The sequence below is a fragment of the Pantoea sp. BR_17 genome, assembly GCF_041955125.1.
Classification (GTDB): Bacteria; Pseudomonadota; Gammaproteobacteria; order Enterobacterales; family Enterobacteriaceae; genus Pantoea; species Pantoea stewartii.
In genome coordinates this window covers 516,042-534,030 of sequence record NZ_JAVAXT010000002.1, presented here as the reverse complement: position 1 = coordinate 534,030, position 17,989 = coordinate 516,042, and the positions used below count along the sequence as shown (strand labels likewise).

Sequence of the window (17,989 nt, the reverse complement as noted above, 5' to 3'; positions counted from 1 at the left end):
CTAATTAATTAGTGATTATATCCTGCACACCACTGAATCTCATATTTCAGTGTTAGTGCTGCATCAGGATATTATAACAAATGCGAATTTCTGCTTTTTGCTCATAGCGGACATCATCAATGAACAGCCCGCTTTGTGCCAGAAGCAGAAATTACCTAATATGAATATGTAATTCCATCGTGCTACAGGCATACACATCACACAAAAGAGTTTTGGCTGGTTCAAATCCGGCAGATTGAATCGCCACGGGTTTAACAGACACCTCAGAGTCATTTAAGATGACTTAAAGAGAGGTGCCCATGAGCGGTAAGCGTTATCCAGAATAGTTTAAAATTGAAGCAGTCAAACAGGTTGTTGATCGTGATCATTCTGTTTCCAGCGTTGCAACACGTCTCGATATCACCACCCACAGCCTTTACGCCTGGATAAAGAAGTACGGTCCGGATTCTTCCACTAATAATGCACAGTCGGATGCTCAGGCCGGGATCCGCCGTCTCCAGAAAAAGCTGAAGCGGGTTACCGACGAACGGGACATATTAAAAAAAGCCGCGGCGTACTTCGCAAAGCTGTCCGAGTGAGGTACGCCTTTATCAGCGACAACAGCCGTTGTTGGCCTGTTCGCCTGCTCTGTCGGGTTCTGGATGTACATCCGGGTGGATTTTATTTCTGGCTTCAGCAGCCACATTCACAGCGTTACCATGCAGACCAGATGCTGACCGGGCAGATCAAACAGTTCTGGCTTGAGTCTGGCTGCGTCTATGGTTATCGCAAGATCCATCTCGATCTGCATGATACCGGTCAGCAGTGCGGAGTGAACCGGGTCTTGCGGCTGATGAAGCGTGCCGGAATAAAAGCTCAGGTTGGGTACCGTAGCCCACGGGCACGTAAAGGCGAAGCCAGTATCGTGTCGCCTAACAGGCTCCAGCGGCAGTTCAATCCGGATGCTCCGGATAAGCGTTGGGTAACGGACATAACCTACATCAGGAGCCACGAAGGATGGCTGTATCTGGCTGTGGTTGTTGACTTGTTCTCACGTAAGGTTATTGGCTGGTCAACGCAACCCCGCATGACATAAGAGATTGTCCTGAACGCATTACTTATGGCGGTGTGGAGGCGTAATCCTCAAAAACAGGTATTGATTCACTCTGATCAGGGCAGTCAGTACACAAGCCATGAGTGGCAGTCGTTCCTGAAATCACACAGCCTGGAGAGCAGCATGAGCCGTCGCGGTAACTGCCACGATAATGCGGTTGCAGAAAGCTTTTTCCAGTTGCTGAAACGCGAACGGATAAAGATAAAGATCTACGGAACGCGGGAAGAAGCCCGCAGTGATATTTTTGATTACATCGAGATGTTCTATAACAGTAAGCGTCGGCATGGTTCGAGCGATCAGATGTCACCGACAGAATATGAAAACCAGTACTATCAACGGCTCAGAAGTGTCTAGATTATCCGTGGCGATTCAGTACGGCCTGCCGACGAAACATCTGCCCGACGTCATCCCCTGTCAGTACATGGGCACATCCCCGTCGCTGACAACGGGTTCCATCAGATAGGTTCGGGTGGCCATTTTTCAAGCTTTTAAAGGCGGATACATGGCCGGAACGGCCGTTTCTTCCCGTATCACTGAGGCCGGGTGATCTTACGCCGGGCGTCCTGTTGGCTATCTTGCTTCGCACAAAACCGGCGTAAAGTCTCTGCCCGGCGCCTTCCCGGTTCCAGGCCAGCGAGTTTTCATCATGACGTAGCACCTTCCGCTTGCGGTAGCCGTTCCGGCCACATTGCTTCGCGCAACTGGTCAAAAAACGTTCTTGCTGCGGGGCGCAGCAAGACCAAAAATTGAACAGCCTGTAATTAGAGAACCGGGATTATGAGTTTCTGGCTATTGTTAAAACTGCGCTTTCAGGATGATGCCGGTTCATCTTAACTGAATGCAGGTATTAACGATGGCAGAGAAGAAAAACAGGGCCGGTGCGCTTCAGTCTGAACTACGAATTGAACTGCACACTAATTATGCGATTGGTTTATGGGAAGGCCGCAAAGCGGAGAAGCGTGAAGACGGTAAAAAGGGAAAGCAGCCGATTATGGGGATGCCCCAGTTCCTTCATCGTGCCACACAGATCAACCGCGATTCTCAGCAAAACGAACCATGGGCTGATATGGCCATGCTGACCCTTGAAGAAAAGATTGAGCATGCCAGTCAGCAGATGAATGAACTTATCGCCTCCCTGGATAAGCAGATGAGTTTCGTGCCTGCGGGTGTCAGTATTACAGATGCACAGGCAGCTGAAACGCTGGATCTGACGGTATTCAGTGGCACCCCACTCGGTTACCGGTGCGTTTTTTTACTGATGGGATTTGATCAGTATGCAAAAAGGGTTTTGCAGGCTGCCCATTATGGTGTGATCTCCCGCAGTCAACGTTATGACATGCTGGCGAGCGGAAGCCGTCTGCTGAGAGAGATTTATGGTTCTGTTTTACGCTATCGAAAAGTAGGCGCAACCCGTCTTGACGCTGCTGAAGATAACGAGACATGGCGCATTGCCTGCGAGGCGGCAGGTGAACCCGATCGCGCGGTTCTGCTCGGTGAGAAACGCTCGGCATTTTCTCCGCCGATTAACGAGGCCAGCGTGAATCTTCTGCGCCTGCGTTATAAAGCCGGTCAATAGCGGGGGCCGGTGATGCGGTTATTTTTGTGCGAAAAGCCTTCTCAGGGGCGTGACCTCGCCACCGTACTGGGCGCGACCCGACGCGGTGACGGTTTTATAACGGGAAACGGCGCGACGGTCACCTGGGCGGTAGGCCATCTGCTGGAGATCGCACCGCCAGAAGTTTACGGCCAGCAGTACGGCAAGCCCTGGTCACTGTCCGTGCTGCCAGTTCTCCCTTCAAGGTGGCAGGTTGTCGTTAAAAAGGACACGCAGGAACAGTTTAAGGTCATTGAGAAACTGCTCAGGCAGGCAGATGAGGTGGTGATTGCCACCGATGCCGATCGTGAAGGTGAAGTCATCGCCCGCGAACTGCTGGACTACTGCGGCTGGGAGGGGAAAATTCTGCGCCTGTGGTTTTCGGCGCTGGACGAGCTGAGCGTGCGGACTGCTCTGAGTGACCTGCGCCCGGGACAGGCATCGGTCGGGATGTACCATGCAGGGCTGGGCCGTTCACGCGCGGACTGGCTGGTCGGCATGAACCTGTCCCGGCTGTACACCCTCCGTGCGGCCGAAGCAGGTTTTGAGGGGGTGGTCTCAGTCGGGCGGGTACAGACGCCCACGCTGGCGCTGGTTGTCCGTCGCGACCGCGAGATAGCCGCTTTCGTGCCGAAGCCCTACTGGCAGGTTAAGGCCACGCTCAGTATTTCAGGCATCAGTTTTCAGGCGTCATGGGTGCCGGCCGCCGTCTATACGGATGAGGAAAAGCGCTGTATTCACCAGAATATTGCTCAGCAGGTGGCGCAGCTCTGCCGTCAGGCGGGTGTCGCTACGGTGACGGAGTACGAAACAAAACGCGAGAAAGAGGCCGCCCCGCTGGCTTTTTCACTGGGAACGCTGCAGCGGGCCTGCGGCAAGATGTGGAATATGTCGCCACAGCAGGTGCTGGACACTGCTCAGAGCCTTTATGAAAAGCACAAGGCCACAACCTATCCCCGCACAGACTGCGGCTGGCTGCCGGAGTCGATGCGGGAAGAAATCCCGGCCGTATTTGATGCCATGGCGCGTACTGCCCCCTCACCTGAGTTCGCATCCCTGCTTTCACAACTGGACAGAGGGTTTGTTTCCCGCATCTGGAACGATAAAAAAATCACTGCGCACCACGGCATTATCCCCACGCGCAACGCCGTTCAGCTGTCCACCCTGACTGAGACAGAGCGCCAGGTCTACCTGCTTATCCGCCGAAACTACCTGGCCCAGTTCCTGCCGCTCTGCGAGTCGGATGCGACGTGCATTTCCTTTGATATCGGTGGCCAGCTGTTTCGCACGACTGGCCGCACTGAAGTCTTAAAGGGCTGGAAAGTGCTGTTTACAAAGGACGAAGAGAGCAAGAATGCTGCTGAGGAAGACAGCGCAGGTGCCCTGCCACCGCTCAGCAAAGGGGCACAGTGCGGCGTTACCGGCGCAGAGGTTAAGCAGCTGATGACCCAGCCGCCTGCGCATTACAGCTTTGACACGCTGATTGGTGCCATGATGAACGCCGCTGCGTATGTCGCGGACATTCAGCTGCGTAAAATCCTCAAAGAAAACGCCGGGCTCGGCACTGAAGCAACGCGGGCCGGTATCATCGAGCAGCTGCTGAGCCGCCGTTTCATCACGCTCAAAGGCAGTAAACTGCTGGCAACAGACCTGGGGGCGGACGTCATCGATGCCCTGCCAGCGCAGCTGACCGACCCGGGTATGACTGCACTCTGGGAGCAGGCGCTTGACGAAGTTGCTGCCGGCCGTATGAATCTGAACGATTTTCTGCAGCGTCAGACCGCCTGGACCTCGACATTAGTCAGCCAGGGTATGCAGCAGCGCATCAGCATCCGGGTGCCTCCTTCGCCTCCGTGCCCGCTCTGCGGCAGCAAAACTGCCCTGCGCAGGAGCCCTAAAGGAGAATTCCGCAGTTGTACGCGCTACCCGGAATGCAAAGGCATTATCAGTCTGGATACTGGCAGGCGTAAAAGCTCAGGCAGAGCTAAGTCGGCAAAAACAAAAAAGAATTAACCCGTCTTATCCGATTGCGGGCGTGTAGCGCCTTTGTTATTGTGACGCCGGCTCTGAAGCCGCACCCCGTGACTGCGGGCTCCGTCAGCATCTAATGCATGTGCTGCCGGAGTACAGTCTGGTCGCCCCCTACTACCTGTGCGGGAGGCGTCAAGGCACGAAAACTCCGTGAAATCCGTGCCAGGAGCTGAACACGCCAGCGGAGCAACTGCCTCAGGCAGGTTAACAAAAGGTCGATGGTGCAGACCCCAATGGCGGTGCCGTGAGGTGCCGCTTTTTATTATCCGCGCACTGATGAATTTTTATACGTGGCCAGATTGACAAGCGCCGCGTGTACGTGAAAGATAAAGAGGCTAAACGTTGTCCTTCCGACAACTGCCAATGTTCCGGTGATTTGAGAGGGACGCCTTCGGGTAATCACATGCCAATGCCATCACAACCTGAGAGATGGCGCTTTCGGGCGGTTCAAACCTGTTAACCTTTGCAAACAGGGACCTGAATACCAGGTTAAGGTCCTCTTCACCAATTCAGCCTGTCGGCAGTTATCTGCTGACCCCGTGCGGGAAACTCTCTCCCGCACGGGACTGATGTTTCTCCGCACCCTGTTTCGTTTTACTCCGGAGATAACATCATGACTGCAACTGCAAATACCCCTGCTTCAAACAACACTGCTTCTGCTGGCTCTGCCACTACCGGCAACAACCAGAAAGAGTACTTTAACCTCAACGTCAGTGGTATCGGCTACCTCAGTTCGATTCGTCGACTGCAGGGCTCTAATGGTGAGTTTACCTGTGCCGTAATCAATGCCCTGACAGGTCCGACTGACAACGCTTCCTATACCCGCTTCGACATTACCGTTGCAGGTAAAGAGCAGACCTCCCTCATCAACCGCTGCCAGAAAGCCGTTGATGAAGAGGAAAAAGTCCTGATTGGATTTGTACTCAGTGGCCTGAAAGCCGACGTGTTTACCCTGCAAAGCGGTGAGCATGCCGGTGAATCCCGCCCCTCACTGAAGGCTCGCCTGATAAAGGTTGAGTTCATCAAAAAGGGGCAGGACGTTGTTTACAAGGCTCCTAACGCTTCCCAGACGCCAGAAACCGGTCCGGCCGCTCAAAAGGCTTACGATCCGGAATCTTTCTAAGCGTCACGGACACACCGCCGGAACACATCCCGGCGGGTGTGTTCCTCTCAACCCCATTTCTAAGAGGAATTCATTATGTCCGCACGCGGCGTCAACAAAGTTATCCTGGTCGGTAATCTCGGTCAGGACCCCGAAGTTCGTTACATGCCAAACAGTACTGCTGTGACCAGCCTTTCAGTGGCCACTTCAGAAACCTGGCGTGACAAACAGACCGGTGAAAACCGGGAAAAAACCGAATGGCATCGTGTCGTTCTTTTTGGAAAGCTGGCTGAAATTGCCGGTGAATACCTGCGTAAGGGTTCACAGGTCTATATCGAAGGCAAACTCAGAACACGAAAATGGCAGGATAACGAAGGTACTGAGCGTTATACGACCGAAATCGTGGTTGATGTAAACGGAACGATGCAGATGCTGGGCGGGGCTAAAAACAGCACCAACACCAGTGGAAACAATAAGCCGTCAGGCCAGCAGAATGGATGGGGCCAGCCTCAACAGCCTCAGCCCTCTCAGGCACAACAGTCGGCTCCCAGTAATCCGGCGAACGAGCCGCCAATGGACTTTGATGATGACATACCGTTCCTCGGACACGGCTATGGCGTCTGTCGTAAGGCCATCTACGCAATTTCGTAAAGGATTTATCAGGTTATACCCTCACGGCGCCAGTTTTTTCTGGCGCTTTTTTTTCGTAAGCGGCCTCAGGGTTTCGGGAAACCGTGATGACTTTGACTGGCCGTCCGTTCTCTGACAGACTCAGAAGACTATCTGTAGTCGACGTTCAGGGGGGATTATGACAAACAGTTATAACAGTGACTTTTATGGCTGGACCCGGGAACAGGCAGATTTACTGCGCTCAGGGAAGCTTGCTCAGCTGGACACTGTGAACCTTCTTGAGGAAATCGAAAGTATGGGTAACAGTCAGCGTAACGAGCTGGAATCCCGGCTGGAAGTGCTGTTTCTACATCTGCTTAAATGGAAATATCAGCCATCCCACAGAGGCAGAAGCTGGCAACTGACTGTCGCAGAGCAGCGCAGAAAAATCGAACGTCGTCTGTCCAAAAGCCCGAGCCTCAAACATGACCTGGATGAGCTTGCCAGGGATGCCTATGGTGACGCCATACTCTCAGCCGCCCGTGAAACAGGCATGGATGAGAGTGTGTTTCCCAACGAAAACCCATGGTCTCTCGAACAGGCAATGACCAATGATTTCTTTCCGGACTGAATTTGTCCTGCAAGGATGATCCTGTCTTATAAGTACGTCTACGATACCGAGCGCCATTCTTCATGGCGCTTTTTTTATCTGCTGAATTGACCATTTCAAGTAAACTATGGAATCTTACAGTCGATAAATTGACTAAAGGAGGATTTCATTTATGCACAATCATAGCGATTATTCTGATGACGTATTTCATTGGATAAAAACAGAATACGAAGGAAAAGACAAAAAAAGGGCTGATGAATGTGCTTTCGAAGTAATGAAGAAAATTGTTTTGGATGGCTATATCAATGCGTCAGACAAAGACACTTTCAGAAAACTGAAAAGCGTTTGTTTTACTGAGTCACCTTTAGAAGTACAAAGACATCAGTCATCACGATATACCCAGTTTGGCTTTGCTTTTAGTAAATCATTCATTTTTGAGTTGGGTGGCAGGCACGTTATCTATCAGACTTATGATGAGGGTTTGTCTTTACCAAAAGAACTTCACTGGCGTCACGTAACATATGACCCCATTAAAGAAAATTTATTTAATAATCAAGGTGTTAACTTTACATGGGAAAGAGAGTGGCGGTTGAATGCAAACCAACTCAACATACACAATGCCCACTCGATAATTGTGCCTAATCAATACTTCGCCGATGAGTTAAGTCATTATATGCATAGCGGTGAGCATCTAAATCTTGCCGATTGGCTTTATGGATCTAGCGAAGCCAGAAGCCCCGAAGAATATGACGCTCATTTAATTGAAATCAATGACCGTATAAAAATATTTGAAAACATCTTAGCCGCATAAGCACCTTTTTTATGTCTAATCCAACAATAAGGATAACTCACGAAGCGCAGTCGAATTAATGTACTGACAGTGGTTAACACCGCTTCGAACATCACTACTGAACTATCAGTTGCAAACAACATTGTGGTTCAAGTTGTCACGCCCGTTGTCGACGATATCGTGAGAAACCGGAAGTTGAATGTACCCGGTAACAAAAATTTTGGGAGGTGTTCAACACACTGGACGCAACCCGCTGCCGCTGGGATATTCGAAGGTTGATGGATAGAACGTATCTGCAAGGGACTTTCGCACTGTAAAAAACTGCTATAGTGTTTTACCTGCATCATTTTGTCAGCAGTTGCTTTATTTCCTCCTCATGGATAAATGAGCGATCTGGTGTAAAGGTCCTCTTTCCTTTTTCTTCAAATCCCACTCAGAGTTTTACGTTGTCCGTTTTTCCCTCAAAGCCAGAATAGCAGTCCTGATTAAGACTATTCCTGGGGTGGAACCTGATGGCAGTACCTTCCGGACAGGCCGCAAAACGCGCCGGCATCATTGCCTGCACTGTGATGCTGGCAGGCTGTGTGAATGCAGCCGCGACAGACAACGCATCGGTGTATTCCCGCAGCCGCACACCGGCCCGGTTTGATGATATCTACCGCAACCGCTCGCCTGAGGTGGTGCGCTACGATCGCTATACCCTTGTCAGCACCCGCCCTGCCGATGCGCAGCTGGACCCGCTGAATCAGGTTGTCGATATCACTATGCCGGCGCAGCTGGTCAGCACGGTCGGAGAAGGATTCCGCTATCTGCTGCTGGAGTCAGGCTATTCACTGTGTTCAGCAACGACCGCTGCGTTTTCTGAACTGCTCAGCCGTCCGCTGCCCGCCGTTCAGCGCACCATCGGCCCGCTGAAGCTCAGTGAAGCGCTTCAGGTTGTCGCGGGTCCCGCCTGGCGTCTGAAGGTGGACGAAGTAAATCGCGAAGTCTGCTTCGAGCTCCGCGACCAGTACCGCAGCTTTTCAGCGCCGGCTGCCAGCTTTCCGGCCATTCGCCCTGCGGTCAGCGCCCCGGTCACCAGGCCATACGCAGCTCCGGTTGTGCAGACTAAAGTCGTATCAGTACAGACGCCTGCATCCGGGCTTGCCAGAAACCCTTTCACCGGAGATGTGGTCACGCCCTCAGGGCTTAAACCGCAGAGCCTCAGCGTTCCCTCGCCGGTACTGCAGCAGAGTCAGTCGTCAGTAACCTCAGGCAGTTTACCGGTCTCTTCACAGAAGCCGGCCTCTTTAGCTTCAGCGGGAACTGCAGCTGCTGCGCACACCACCGCGCAACAGAATCCCGTCGTCACTACGCCGACAGCCGTCAAAACCAAAGCGTTACCCCTGACTACAGTGAATGCCGTGCCGAAAGCGTTTGCAGTCGTGCATCAGCAGCCGTCCACGGCTGTCACACCGGCACCCGCTGCGGACAGCCGCATCGTACCCACTTATTCGACGGGTACACCGGTAACGCCGCCTGCCACGGGTCAGACCTGGCGGGCTGAGCCGGGCACCACGCTTAAAGAGGCGCTCACCGCATGGACGGAAAAAGCGCCCTGCGCCAATGGCGGTAACTGGGTCCTGATCTGGCCCGTTACGCTTGATTACCGCATCGATGCCCCTCTGGTGTTTCACGGCAATTTCGAGTCGGTTCTGGTGCAGGTATTTGACTTGTACCGCCACGCTGAAAAGCCGCTGTTTGCCGAAGCCAACCGCATTCAGTGCCTGGTGTCCGTCAGCGACATCCCCATGCCCGGAGGGCGCTGAAATGGGTTTTGCCCTGCCGATAATCGCGCTGGCCATGTTCTTCGGGCTGATGGCCAGTGACGCCCAGCGCCGTAATTCTGACATTGTCACGCAGTCAGTGACCGTGGCCGCGCCCGCCCGGCTTGCCACCGACATGCTGCGAACGGCAGATGCGGTGAACGACTGGCGGCATGGCCGCTCAGTGGGTGACGGACCGGTTTCGCCGGCGGCGACCGGCATGATGCCGCCCCCTGATTCACGGGTTCAGAGTGTCATCCAGAACGGCAGGCTGTGGGTGTGGGTCGCTGATACGCCGGGCGTTTATGCCGCGCTCCGTAATCAGTCGACAACATCCGCGCTGGCTTTGACCGTTTCGGGGGGTCGGCTGCGCATGTATGACGGCACTGATATGAATCTTTCCCTTCCGTCCGGCGTGACGGAGGGGAGCATTGTTTACCTTAACTGAGGAGCAGCGGATGTCGCGCACCCCATTAAAACTGACGCTGCTGACCATTGCCGTGCTGCTCTCTGCGTGCTCGGTCAGAGACGTGGCCACCATTGAAAAAGACAACAATACGCAGGGCGACACAGCGCAGCGGATACTGCAAAGCCGCCTGGATATGTCGCAGCCGGCTGTGGTGTGGGCGGACAAGCCCTGGGTAAACCTGAAACCCATTCAGTCAGCTATTACGGCGCCGGACGACGTCAAAATGCCATCTTGCCAGGTATTTTTTAACAGCCCCGAAGGGCTGACACTGCCGCAGATCGCCAGCCGCATTAATGCAATCTGTGGCTTTCGGGTTTACATCTCGCCGGAGGTATCTGCTGCGCTGCTGCAGTCCGCAGGTGGCAGCGTCGTCACGTCACAGATGAGCGGCCGTCTTCCGGCACCGGATGACAATGGTCGGGTGCCGCTGGCACAGATGGGTATGCCGGCGCAGCCTGCTGTCATGTCGACGTCTGAACCGGTCCTGTTCCAGGGGACGCGGTTTCAGGGCGATGCGCAGGAAGCCCTGAACATTGCCGCCAGTACGCTGGGCCTCTCCGTTCGCCGCACAACGGGGCGTGTGGATTTCTTTATTCAGGACACGCGCACCTTTCAGCTTGCCATTCTCAATACCAAAGTCGACAGCTCCGCGTCTATTAACTCCGGTGCGGGTGCTCAGTTGGGCAACCAGAGCGGAAATGGCGGCACCAAAGGCGACGTCAGTTCGAATCAGAAAACCAACTACGGCATGAACAGCGACCTCTATAACGATATCCGCAAAACAGTCGAGCAGATACTCACGCCAAAAAGCGGCCGCTACTGGCTGTCTGACGCTACCGGCACGCTCAGCGTGACGGACACGCCTGATGTACTGGACAGGGTCGGCCGTTACATTGATTACCAGAATCAGGTCCTGCACCGTCAGGTACAGCTGACACTGCAGATAGTCCGTTTCACCCAGACCAAAAACGTCGATCGGGGTCTGGACTGGGGTCTGGTTGCCAAAACGGTTTCCGGCCTGGGCGCGAGTATTGGCAGTACCTTTACCGGTGCCCCGGCCAATGCGGGCAGTTTTGGTCTGTCCATCCTGAACAGCGCGACTGGAGGGGCTGAAAGATTTTCCGGATCGCAGCTCATGATCAGAGCGCTTGAGCAGCAAGGTACGGTCACGATGGCCCTGAACCAGACCGACCCGACGGCTAACCTGACACCGGTGGCTTACCAGTTATCCAACAATACCGGGATGCTCAACAGCTCCAGCTCCACGGCAGTGGCAAACGTAGGGGTTACTTCCAGTCAGAGCGTATCCAGTATTACTACCGGCCTCTTCATTACCATGCTGCCTTTTGTGCAGGCAAATGGCGATATCCAGCTTCAGTTTGCCTACAGCTACACCACACCGCCCGATATCAAGAGTTTTATCAGCAGGGACGGCAATACCCGTAACGACGTCGCTAATACCGCCACCGAAGGCCTTGCGCGCAAGGTCAACCTTCGCGCGGGTCAGACGCTGGTACTTACCGGCTCAGATCAACAGAACGCCTCCTCCAACAAGCAGGGCACCTTTTCGCCTGAAAATTATCTTCTGGGCGGCGGTCAGAGCGGCGCGAAGAGCCGTTCCACGCTCATCATTATGATTACGCCGGTTTTACTGGGGCAATAACGATGAAAATCAATAAGAAAGCATCACTTCATCTCAACAACGGCGTAACTGTCAGGGACAGAAAAAACCGCCGGGAATGGGTTGCCGGTATGGAATGGGAAAAGGCTTCTTCAGGCATTCAGTGGCTCCGCCACGGCGTCAGGGCTGCGGATACGCATTACCGGATTCAGGGGAGTCGCCCGCATACCCTGGTGGGTAACGTTTCGCCGGGCCGGACCCGCAGTGGCGTGTATTCACTGGCCGTGGCGTTTCAGCTCTGCGAAGGCGGCAATGCCTGGGGTATATACCGGCTGAGCAGTGAGCAGGAATGCTGGGTGTTTTTTGCGGTCAGCAACGGTCACCTGTCCGTTATGGGCGACGTGACCGGCACCCGGGCTGACGTGGAGGCAGCGGCTGAAAACTTTCTGCTTTTCAATGAGTCAGGTGAACTCCGCTGCGCCGCCAGGGCTGAAGACGGCACCGATGCGCTTTCCTTCACGTCGCGCCTGACCAGAACGCAGCTCAGACGCTGCCGCTTACACCGCCGCGTGGCCCCGGTCGCGCTCGCGCTTCCTTCTTTGCTGCTCATTATACTGCTGGGCGCCGGCTGGTATGCTCGCGACACCCTCAGCGAACGGGCGAGACAGGCCGCCGATGAAGCCGCATTCCGCGCACGACTTGCCATGACGCCGGCAAAACCTGTGCTGCCTGCCTCAGCGCCGCATCCCTGGGCGCATCAGTTGCCGGTGCCTGTGATGCTCAGCTTCTGCTGGCTGACGCGTGAACCGCTGTACGCCTCTGTTGCCGGCTGGCGCGTTTCAGATGCGGAATGCATTCCGAAGGGCATCCGCTTGCGCTACACCGCCACGCCGGGCGCGACGGTGAGCGATTTTGCCAGACGCGTCAAAGAGTTGTTTGGCCTCGATGCGGTCTTCAACCTTCAGGAAGGCGGCAAAAACGGGGATGTGTTTATCCCTGCCAGAGTTAGCCCTGCGCAGTTTGAAGACGAAAAGCTGCCTGGTGCTGATGCTCTTCTGATGCGCTTTATCTCTCATCTGCAGCGGCGAAACATTGATGTGAAGTTTGATGAAGTTAAGCCGCCTGTTCTCGCCCCCGGGCAGGAAATGAAAACAGCACCGCAGGACTGGCGGGAATTCACCTTCATCATCAACTCCCGCCTGCAACCCGAGCTGCTGTTTCAGGGGCTGGATGCGACGGGGATTCGTCTGACGAGCGTGGCCATCACCATGAACGAGCAGGCGAAGTTCAATTACACCATTAAGGGGAGCGTTTATGCGCAGAAATAGCCCTGCAGTTATTTGTCTGCTGCTGTCATGGACGCTGATGCATCACGCTCAGGCAGCAGACAGCGGCTCTCTTCCGCCCAACGTCACCCTGGGCGAGCTGGAATCTGCTCAGGCGCAAAACCTGTTGCTCGAGCAGAGGGTACAGACGGCGCGACTGCAGCAGCAGCTGCGTGAGAGCCTGGCGCCTGTCACCTCTGGGCCAGCGCTGTCAGCCGTCGTTCCGCCGCTCTCCTCTTACCCGTCAGCAGGTCAGATGCCGGCATCATCTGCACAGGTGAAAGAGAGCAGTTCAGCGGCTGCTAAGTCAGCCGGCATCCGGCTGGTCGAGATTTACGGTAAGCCCGGCCAGCTCCGTGCCCGCCTGCTGTTGCCGAGCGGTGGTATCGCTGAAGTGGTCAAAGGCGACCCTGTCCCCGGTACGTCTAAGCGCGTGACGGCCGTAACCGAAACCGTGGTGCGTCTCAGTGACGACACCGAACTTTCATTCTGAGGTGAAGATGATACCGGCTAAGGAAATCGCAGACTTTGTGTTCGCCGAGCACCACCCTGTTCTGGGCGTGACGCTGCTTATCGATAAAAACCGCCGCCAGGACCCGGCCATTCAGCGCTGGGCGATGGACTCGGCGAAACAGTATCCGGGTGCCAGAACCGAATTTGTTTCGCTCAGTGAGCTGAACCAGCGTCGTGAAAACGCCGCCGCACTGGGCCCGGACGTGACAGAGGATGACCTGAGCACAAAGGACTTCAGCCGCTCACAGGATAAAGTGCTTAGCTATTTCCGCCTGGCGAACGAACTGAATGCGTCAGATATTCATATGGAAATCAGCGCCGACCGCAAACTCACCGTCATTCAGCTGCGCATCCACGGCGAGCTTGAGGTGATTGACGAGCTGACCGATGAGGAAGGCACAACGCTGGCATCCACTGTGTATATTTCCATGTGCGACGTGCGCGAACAGTCATTTGTCGCGGGGCGCGAGCAGTCGGGGCGTGTGAGTTCAAAATTTGCGCGTCAGGCCGGCCTTTTCGGAGCCCGGTACGAACACCGCCCTACGCCGGACGGCCTATACCTGGTCATGCGCATGATCCCCGATGACAGCAAAAACATTCCCACACTGCCGCAGCTGGGTTTTCTTGCTGAGCAGATCAAAATCATCACGCAGATCCTTCGCCTGCCGTCTGGCATGGTGCTGGTGACCGGGCCGACCGGTGCAGGAAAAAGCGCCACCCTTCGCGTGTTAAGCGATATCTGGCTGACGCTCACCGGCGGTAAAAAGCGCCTGCTGACACTGGAAAACCCGCCAGAAGGCCTTATCCCCGGCGCAATCCAGACGCCGGTTATGCCCGATGACAACACGCCGGAAGCCATCAGCCGTGCCTGGAATAACGCCAACGCCTCGGCGTTGCGTCTCGATCCCGACGCCATCCTGAACGGTGAAATGCGGGACTTCTATTCCATTATGGCGGGCATTTACGGCACCGAAACGGGGCATATTTTCATGTCTACCCAGCACACGCTCAGCGCTATCGGCGCCCTGAGTCGCATGGAGCATTTTGGCATCAAGCGACAGCTGCTGGCCGATGCGTCCCTTATCACCGGGCTGATTGGTCAGCGTCTGGTGCCGGTGCTGTGTGACAACTGCAAAATCTCCTGGGCAGACAAATTACCTGAGCTGGACACCGATACCCGCGAGCGTCTGGAAAAATACTGCATCGTGAAGGGGGGCTGTCGTCCTGAGCAGCTTTTTTTCCGCAATACGGAAGGCTGCGACCGCTGCCGCAAAGTCATCCCGGTCACGAAGCGCGTGGTCAGCAAAGGCATCACTGGCCGAACTGCCGTGGTGGAAGTCGTCCGCACTGACGCGATGATGATGCAGTTGTGGCTCAGTCAGGGAGCGGCCGTGGCCCGTCAGTATTGGGTGAATAAAGGCGGCATCACCCGCGTGATGCACCTTCTGCGCTACCTTGCTGAGGGGCGCGTTGACCCGCTTGAAGGTGACCTGGTCTGTCCACTGGACGAAGACGAGCTGATGCGCTGCGAGGTTCCCAATGTCGCGTAATCTGCGCTTTCGCACTGAGCGGGACTTGTCCCTTTTTGAAAAATGCCGCTATCACGCCGTCAGGCTGACCTTCACCGGCTCACACCGGCAGGTCTTCTATGAAAACATGCGTTTTCTGCTGGAAAACAGAAAGCATCTTGAGACCTCGCTGAAAATGATTGGCGAGGTGCACACCAGTTTCGGTGAGAAATGGCATCCCTTCCTTGAACTCACCGAAGACTGCCTTGAGGGGCTCCGGGATAACTCGCCAGGCCGGACTCTGGCGGATGTGCTGGCGGTATGGGTGCCCTACGAAGAGGCCGCGCTGATCAGTGCCGGGATGAAGACGGGCAATATTCCCGTTGCCCTGATGCAGGCAGACAAACTCATCAATGCCCGTGAGCAGATCTTCGGTCAGGTCGTGTTTGCATCGGTTTACCCGCTGGTTCTGCTCGTGCTGGGCGGCGGTCTGCTCGGGGTCAATAACCTGTCCCTCGTCCCGATGCTGAGCAGAATGTCTGATCCGGCCAGCTGGAGCGGGGCTCTCGGGTTCATGAAGGGGCTTTCTGACTGGACAGAACAGTGGGGACCTGCCGCGGCAATCTCCGGTGCTGCTCTGGTTGTGGCCAGCCTGTGGTCCCTTCCCCGGTGGCGCGGCAGAATTCGTCGTCTTGCTGACAGCATTATGCCCTGGTCTCTCTATAAAGATTTGCAGGGTGCGGTCTTTCTGATGAACACCGGTGCCCTTCTTGGGGCCGGCGTGCATGAGCTTGAAGCCATGCAACTGCTGCACAGCTTCGCGCCGCCCTGGCTGCAGGAGCGCCTTGATGCGGCGATGGACGAGATGAGTGAAGGCAACTCACTCGGTATGGCGCTGCGCAAAAGTGGTTACGACTTCCCTAGCCGCGAGGCCGTGAACTACCTGTCACTGCTTGACGACGGAGACGGTGCCGCTGAGCTTATCAGCAACTATGCCGACCGCTGGCTGACACAGACCCTCAGGCGGGTGGCCCGCAGGGCTAATGTAACCCGTCTTTTATCCATGCTTCTGATTATGGGGTTCTTCGCGCTGATCATCATGATGGTCATGCAGATCCAGGACTCCGGCTCACTTAACCTTCACTGAGGACGCACCATGTCTTTTTTAAACAATACTGCAGGAAAGCACCCTGATCGGGGCTGGGGATTTATGGAACAGGGTGCCATCGGCCTTCTTTATGCCATTGTCATCACAGTGGTTTTGGGGGGCGTCTGGAAGCTGTTCACTGCCAAAGACTCCACAACGGAGGTGTCCAGCCTGCAGACTATGATGAGCAACGGGACGGCACTAAAAGGACCTAACGGCTATGACTTCAGCAGCGGCGCCTCTATGACTGGCTTCCTGATCCAGAAAGGCGGCGCACCATCCGGCTTTACCGTGCACGGGACAGCCTCATCCGGCACCGCGACGCTCACCAACAGCTATGGTGGACAGGTGGTCATGGCGCCGGTGGCAAACAGCAATGGTTATAACAATGGATTCTCAGTGACGACCCAGAGCGTGACGCAGGCCGGCTGCATTGACATTGCCACCCGCATGGCTTCTGCAGGCTCCTCCAGCTCAATGGCCATCAACAGTACCGATTTCAGCAGCGGTCAGGTGAGCTCTGAGGCGATCGGTCAGGCCTGTACCGCAGACAGCGGCCGGACCGGCAATAACACACTGGTCTTCACGCACAACGGCTGATGTCATGCCTCGTACTGTGCTGATCGTGTTGATGCTAATGGTTCTGTTCTGCGCCCGCGCGCACGCGTTTTGTTTTGACGCAGCGGGCGCAAAATACCACATCGACCCGCTTCTGATTCAGGCGATAGCAACCGGTGAGAGCAGCCTGCACGCGGGTATTACACACATAAATCGTGATGCGCGCACAGGGCGGGCACTCAGCACGGATTACGGACTGATGCAGGTGAACTCAACCCATATTCCGTCGCTTATCGCAAAGGGCTTTATCAGCAGCCCGCAGGATCTGCTGACAAAACCCTGCCTCAACGTGCAGATAGGCACCTGGATTCTGGCCACCCATTTTCAGGTCTGTGGCATCAGCTGGAACTGCCTTGGTTCGTACAACGCAGGATTTCGAAAAGACCGGCACGAAACCCGCGAGTCCTACGCCAACCGCGTGTATGCCATTTATAAAAAACTGCTGTTAAAAGAGCGGGGAATAAAACTGTGATACTGCTGACCCTGAGTATGCCCTGGCAGTTCGCTGCGGGCCTTTTTCCATTGTTTCTTTTTTTGCTGTGTCTGATGGCCGCCCGCGTTCGCGCAGACCTGAAATTGTCTTTGTACCCTTCAGTCACTGTTGATCAGGATGTCACCGAATCGGCTGTGTGCTGGTTATTTGCAACGGCCGCGACCCTAACTGTGCTGTCTCCACTTTCCGCTCGTCTGCCATGGTTCTTTTTTATCCTGTTCCTGTTCAGGCTGACCCTGACCGATGCACTCACCGGACTGCTGCCACGTTCCGTGACGGTCAAGTGCCTGATGGCTGGTCTGATGGCTTCGCTCTGGCAGCCGTTGACAGATGCTTCCGTATCCGCTCTGTCATCTCTGCTTTCACATATTGTGGCGGCGACCACCATGCTGGTCATTACCGGCGGTCTGCGCTACATCAGTCTGCTCAAGGGAGGGAGAGAAAATCCGGCAATGGGTGATGTGTGGATGAGTGGTGCCGTCTGCGCCTGGCTGGGGTTCAGCGGTTTTCATGCCGTCGGCATTGGTGTCATGCTATTTGCGATGTGGCAGTTACAGTCTCGCCGCGCTTCTGAGGGCGGACCATTAGGCCCCTGGCTGGCAGCCGGCGCTGTAATGGTAACGCTCTTTCAGCTCTATCAGCCCCTTATTACCTGGTGAAC

At 55.2% G+C, this 17,989-nt stretch carries 16 protein-coding genes and 2 pseudogenes; all 18 read left to right on the top strand.

Annotation, left to right across the window (positions count from 1 at the left end; translation table 11 throughout):
* Nucleotides 1-332: 332 nt before the first annotated feature.
* The 18 genes and pseudogenes from RAC60_RS06125 (at nucleotide 333) to RAC60_RS06040 (ending at nucleotide 17,987) form a co-directional block, all read left to right on the top strand.
* Nucleotides 333-1,447 (top strand): annotated as a pseudogene (locus tag RAC60_RS06125) (IS3 family transposase).
* 499 nt (nucleotides 1,448-1,946) lie between these two features.
* The gene (locus RAC60_RS06120) at nucleotides 1,947-2,669 is read left to right on the top strand and encodes a PFL_4669 family integrating conjugative element protein (RefSeq protein WP_205951032.1); all 723 of its coding nucleotides are present in this window, start codon (nucleotides 1,947-1,949) and stop codon (nucleotides 2,667-2,669) included.
* A 12-nt stretch (nucleotides 2,670-2,681) separates the two neighbouring features.
* Nucleotides 2,682-4,700, top strand: coding sequence for a DNA topoisomerase III (locus RAC60_RS06115; RefSeq protein ID WP_375092978.1), 2,019 nt, complete (start codon nucleotides 2,682-2,684; stop codon nucleotides 4,698-4,700).
* 631 nt (nucleotides 4,701-5,331) lie between these two features.
* The gene (locus RAC60_RS06110) at nucleotides 5,332-5,841 is read left to right on the top strand and encodes an STY4534 family ICE replication protein (protein ID WP_014606858.1); all 510 of its coding nucleotides are present in this window, start codon (nucleotides 5,332-5,334) and stop codon (nucleotides 5,839-5,841) included.
* Nucleotides 5,842-5,916: 75 nt separating this feature from the next.
* The gene (locus RAC60_RS06105; protein WP_375092976.1) at nucleotides 5,917-6,471 is read left to right on the top strand and encodes a single-stranded DNA-binding protein; all 555 of its coding nucleotides are present in this window, start codon (nucleotides 5,917-5,919) and stop codon (nucleotides 6,469-6,471) included.
* A gap of 157 nt (nucleotides 6,472-6,628) precedes the next feature.
* Entirely contained in the window at nucleotides 6,629-7,060 is a 432-nt protein-coding gene (locus RAC60_RS06100; protein WP_375092974.1) for a DUF29 domain-containing protein, read from the top strand.
* Nucleotides 7,061-7,211: 151 nt separating this feature from the next.
* Complete coding sequence (locus tag RAC60_RS06095; RefSeq protein ID WP_375092973.1) at nucleotides 7,212-7,850, top strand: hypothetical protein; 639 nt, start codon at nucleotides 7,212-7,214, stop codon at nucleotides 7,848-7,850.
* Between the two features lie 54 nt (nucleotides 7,851-7,904).
* Nucleotides 7,905-8,112, top strand: a pseudogene (locus RAC60_RS06090) (DUF2213 domain-containing protein); the annotation flags it as partial.
* A 229-nt stretch (nucleotides 8,113-8,341) separates the two neighbouring features.
* Entirely contained in the window at nucleotides 8,342-9,637 is a 1,296-nt protein-coding gene (locus tag RAC60_RS06085; RefSeq protein ID WP_375092971.1) for a TcpQ domain-containing protein, read from the top strand.
* A gap of 1 nt (nucleotide 9,638) precedes the next feature.
* The gene (gene pilM, locus RAC60_RS06080) at nucleotides 9,639-10,082 is read left to right on the top strand and encodes a type IV pilus biogenesis protein PilM (RefSeq protein ID WP_019105598.1); all 444 of its coding nucleotides are present in this window, start codon (nucleotides 9,639-9,641) and stop codon (nucleotides 10,080-10,082) included.
* Between the two features lie 10 nt (nucleotides 10,083-10,092).
* Nucleotides 10,093-11,766 carry a PilN family type IVB pilus formation outer membrane protein gene (locus RAC60_RS06075; RefSeq protein ID WP_375092970.1) on the top strand — a complete coding sequence of 558 codons (1,674 nt, stop codon included), beginning with the start codon at nucleotides 10,093-10,095 and terminating at the stop codon, nucleotides 11,764-11,766.
* Nucleotides 11,767-11,768: 2 nt separating this feature from the next.
* Nucleotides 11,769-13,052, top strand: coding sequence for a type 4b pilus protein PilO2 (gene pilO2 / locus RAC60_RS06070; RefSeq protein WP_375092969.1), 1,284 nt, complete (start codon nucleotides 11,769-11,771; stop codon nucleotides 13,050-13,052).
* Complete coding sequence (gene pilP, locus RAC60_RS06065) at nucleotides 13,039-13,542, top strand: type IV pilus biogenesis protein PilP (protein ID WP_375092968.1); 504 nt, start codon at nucleotides 13,039-13,041, stop codon at nucleotides 13,540-13,542. The genes pilO2 and pilP overlap by 14 nt, the downstream gene beginning before the upstream one ends.
* Before the next feature lie 7 nt (nucleotides 13,543-13,549).
* On the top strand, nucleotides 13,550-15,112 hold the full coding sequence (locus tag RAC60_RS06060) for a GspE/PulE family protein (protein ID WP_375092966.1): 1,563 nt from the start codon (nucleotides 13,550-13,552) through the stop codon (nucleotides 15,110-15,112).
* Complete coding sequence (locus tag RAC60_RS06055) at nucleotides 15,102-16,217, top strand: type II secretion system F family protein (RefSeq protein ID WP_375092964.1); 1,116 nt, start codon at nucleotides 15,102-15,104, stop codon at nucleotides 16,215-16,217. The genes RAC60_RS06060 and RAC60_RS06055 overlap by 11 nt, the downstream gene beginning before the upstream one ends.
* A 9-nt stretch (nucleotides 16,218-16,226) precedes the next feature.
* Nucleotides 16,227-16,817 carry a type 4 pilus major pilin gene (locus tag RAC60_RS06050; protein ID WP_162285952.1) on the top strand — a complete coding sequence of 197 codons (591 nt, stop codon included), beginning with the start codon at nucleotides 16,227-16,229 and terminating at the stop codon, nucleotides 16,815-16,817.
* A gap of 4 nt (nucleotides 16,818-16,821) precedes the next feature.
* Nucleotides 16,822-17,307, top strand: a complete 486-nt coding sequence (locus RAC60_RS06045) for a lytic transglycosylase domain-containing protein (protein ID WP_014606847.1) — start codon at nucleotides 16,822-16,824, stop codon at nucleotides 17,305-17,307.
* On the top strand, nucleotides 17,304-17,987 hold the full coding sequence (locus RAC60_RS06040) for a potassium transporter TrkH (protein ID WP_375092962.1): 684 nt from the start codon (nucleotides 17,304-17,306) through the stop codon (nucleotides 17,985-17,987). Before RAC60_RS06045 ends, RAC60_RS06040 begins: the two co-directional genes overlap by 4 nt.
* Nucleotides 17,988-17,989 lie beyond the last annotated feature (2 nt).

Coding starts and splice junctions, on each gene's coding strand:
- RAC60_RS06120 (WP_205951032.1), top strand. CDS start 1,947: ATGGCAGAGAAGAAAAACAGGGCCGGTGCGCTTCAGTCTGAACTACGA.
- RAC60_RS06115 (WP_375092978.1), top strand. CDS start 2,682: ATGCGGTTATTTTTGTGCGAAAAGCCTTCTCAGGGGCGTGACCTCGCC.
- RAC60_RS06110 (WP_014606858.1), top strand. CDS start 5,332: ATGACTGCAACTGCAAATACCCCTGCTTCAAACAACACTGCTTCTGCT.
- RAC60_RS06105 (WP_375092976.1), top strand. CDS start 5,917: ATGTCCGCACGCGGCGTCAACAAAGTTATCCTGGTCGGTAATCTCGGT.
- RAC60_RS06100 (WP_375092974.1), top strand. CDS start 6,629: ATGACAAACAGTTATAACAGTGACTTTTATGGCTGGACCCGGGAACAG.
- RAC60_RS06095 (WP_375092973.1), top strand. CDS start 7,212: ATGCACAATCATAGCGATTATTCTGATGACGTATTTCATTGGATAAAA.
- RAC60_RS06085 (WP_375092971.1), top strand. CDS start 8,342: ATGGCAGTACCTTCCGGACAGGCCGCAAAACGCGCCGGCATCATTGCC.
- pilM (WP_019105598.1), top strand. CDS start 9,639: ATGGGTTTTGCCCTGCCGATAATCGCGCTGGCCATGTTCTTCGGGCTG.
- RAC60_RS06075 (WP_375092970.1), top strand. CDS start 10,093: ATGTCGCGCACCCCATTAAAACTGACGCTGCTGACCATTGCCGTGCTG.
- pilO2 (WP_375092969.1), top strand. CDS start 11,769: ATGAAAATCAATAAGAAAGCATCACTTCATCTCAACAACGGCGTAACT.
- pilP (WP_375092968.1), top strand. CDS start 13,039: ATGCGCAGAAATAGCCCTGCAGTTATTTGTCTGCTGCTGTCATGGACG.
- RAC60_RS06060 (WP_375092966.1), top strand. CDS start 13,550: ATGATACCGGCTAAGGAAATCGCAGACTTTGTGTTCGCCGAGCACCAC.
- RAC60_RS06055 (WP_375092964.1), top strand. CDS start 15,102: ATGTCGCGTAATCTGCGCTTTCGCACTGAGCGGGACTTGTCCCTTTTT.
- RAC60_RS06050 (WP_162285952.1), top strand. CDS start 16,227: ATGTCTTTTTTAAACAATACTGCAGGAAAGCACCCTGATCGGGGCTGG.
- RAC60_RS06045 (WP_014606847.1), top strand. CDS start 16,822: ATGCCTCGTACTGTGCTGATCGTGTTGATGCTAATGGTTCTGTTCTGC.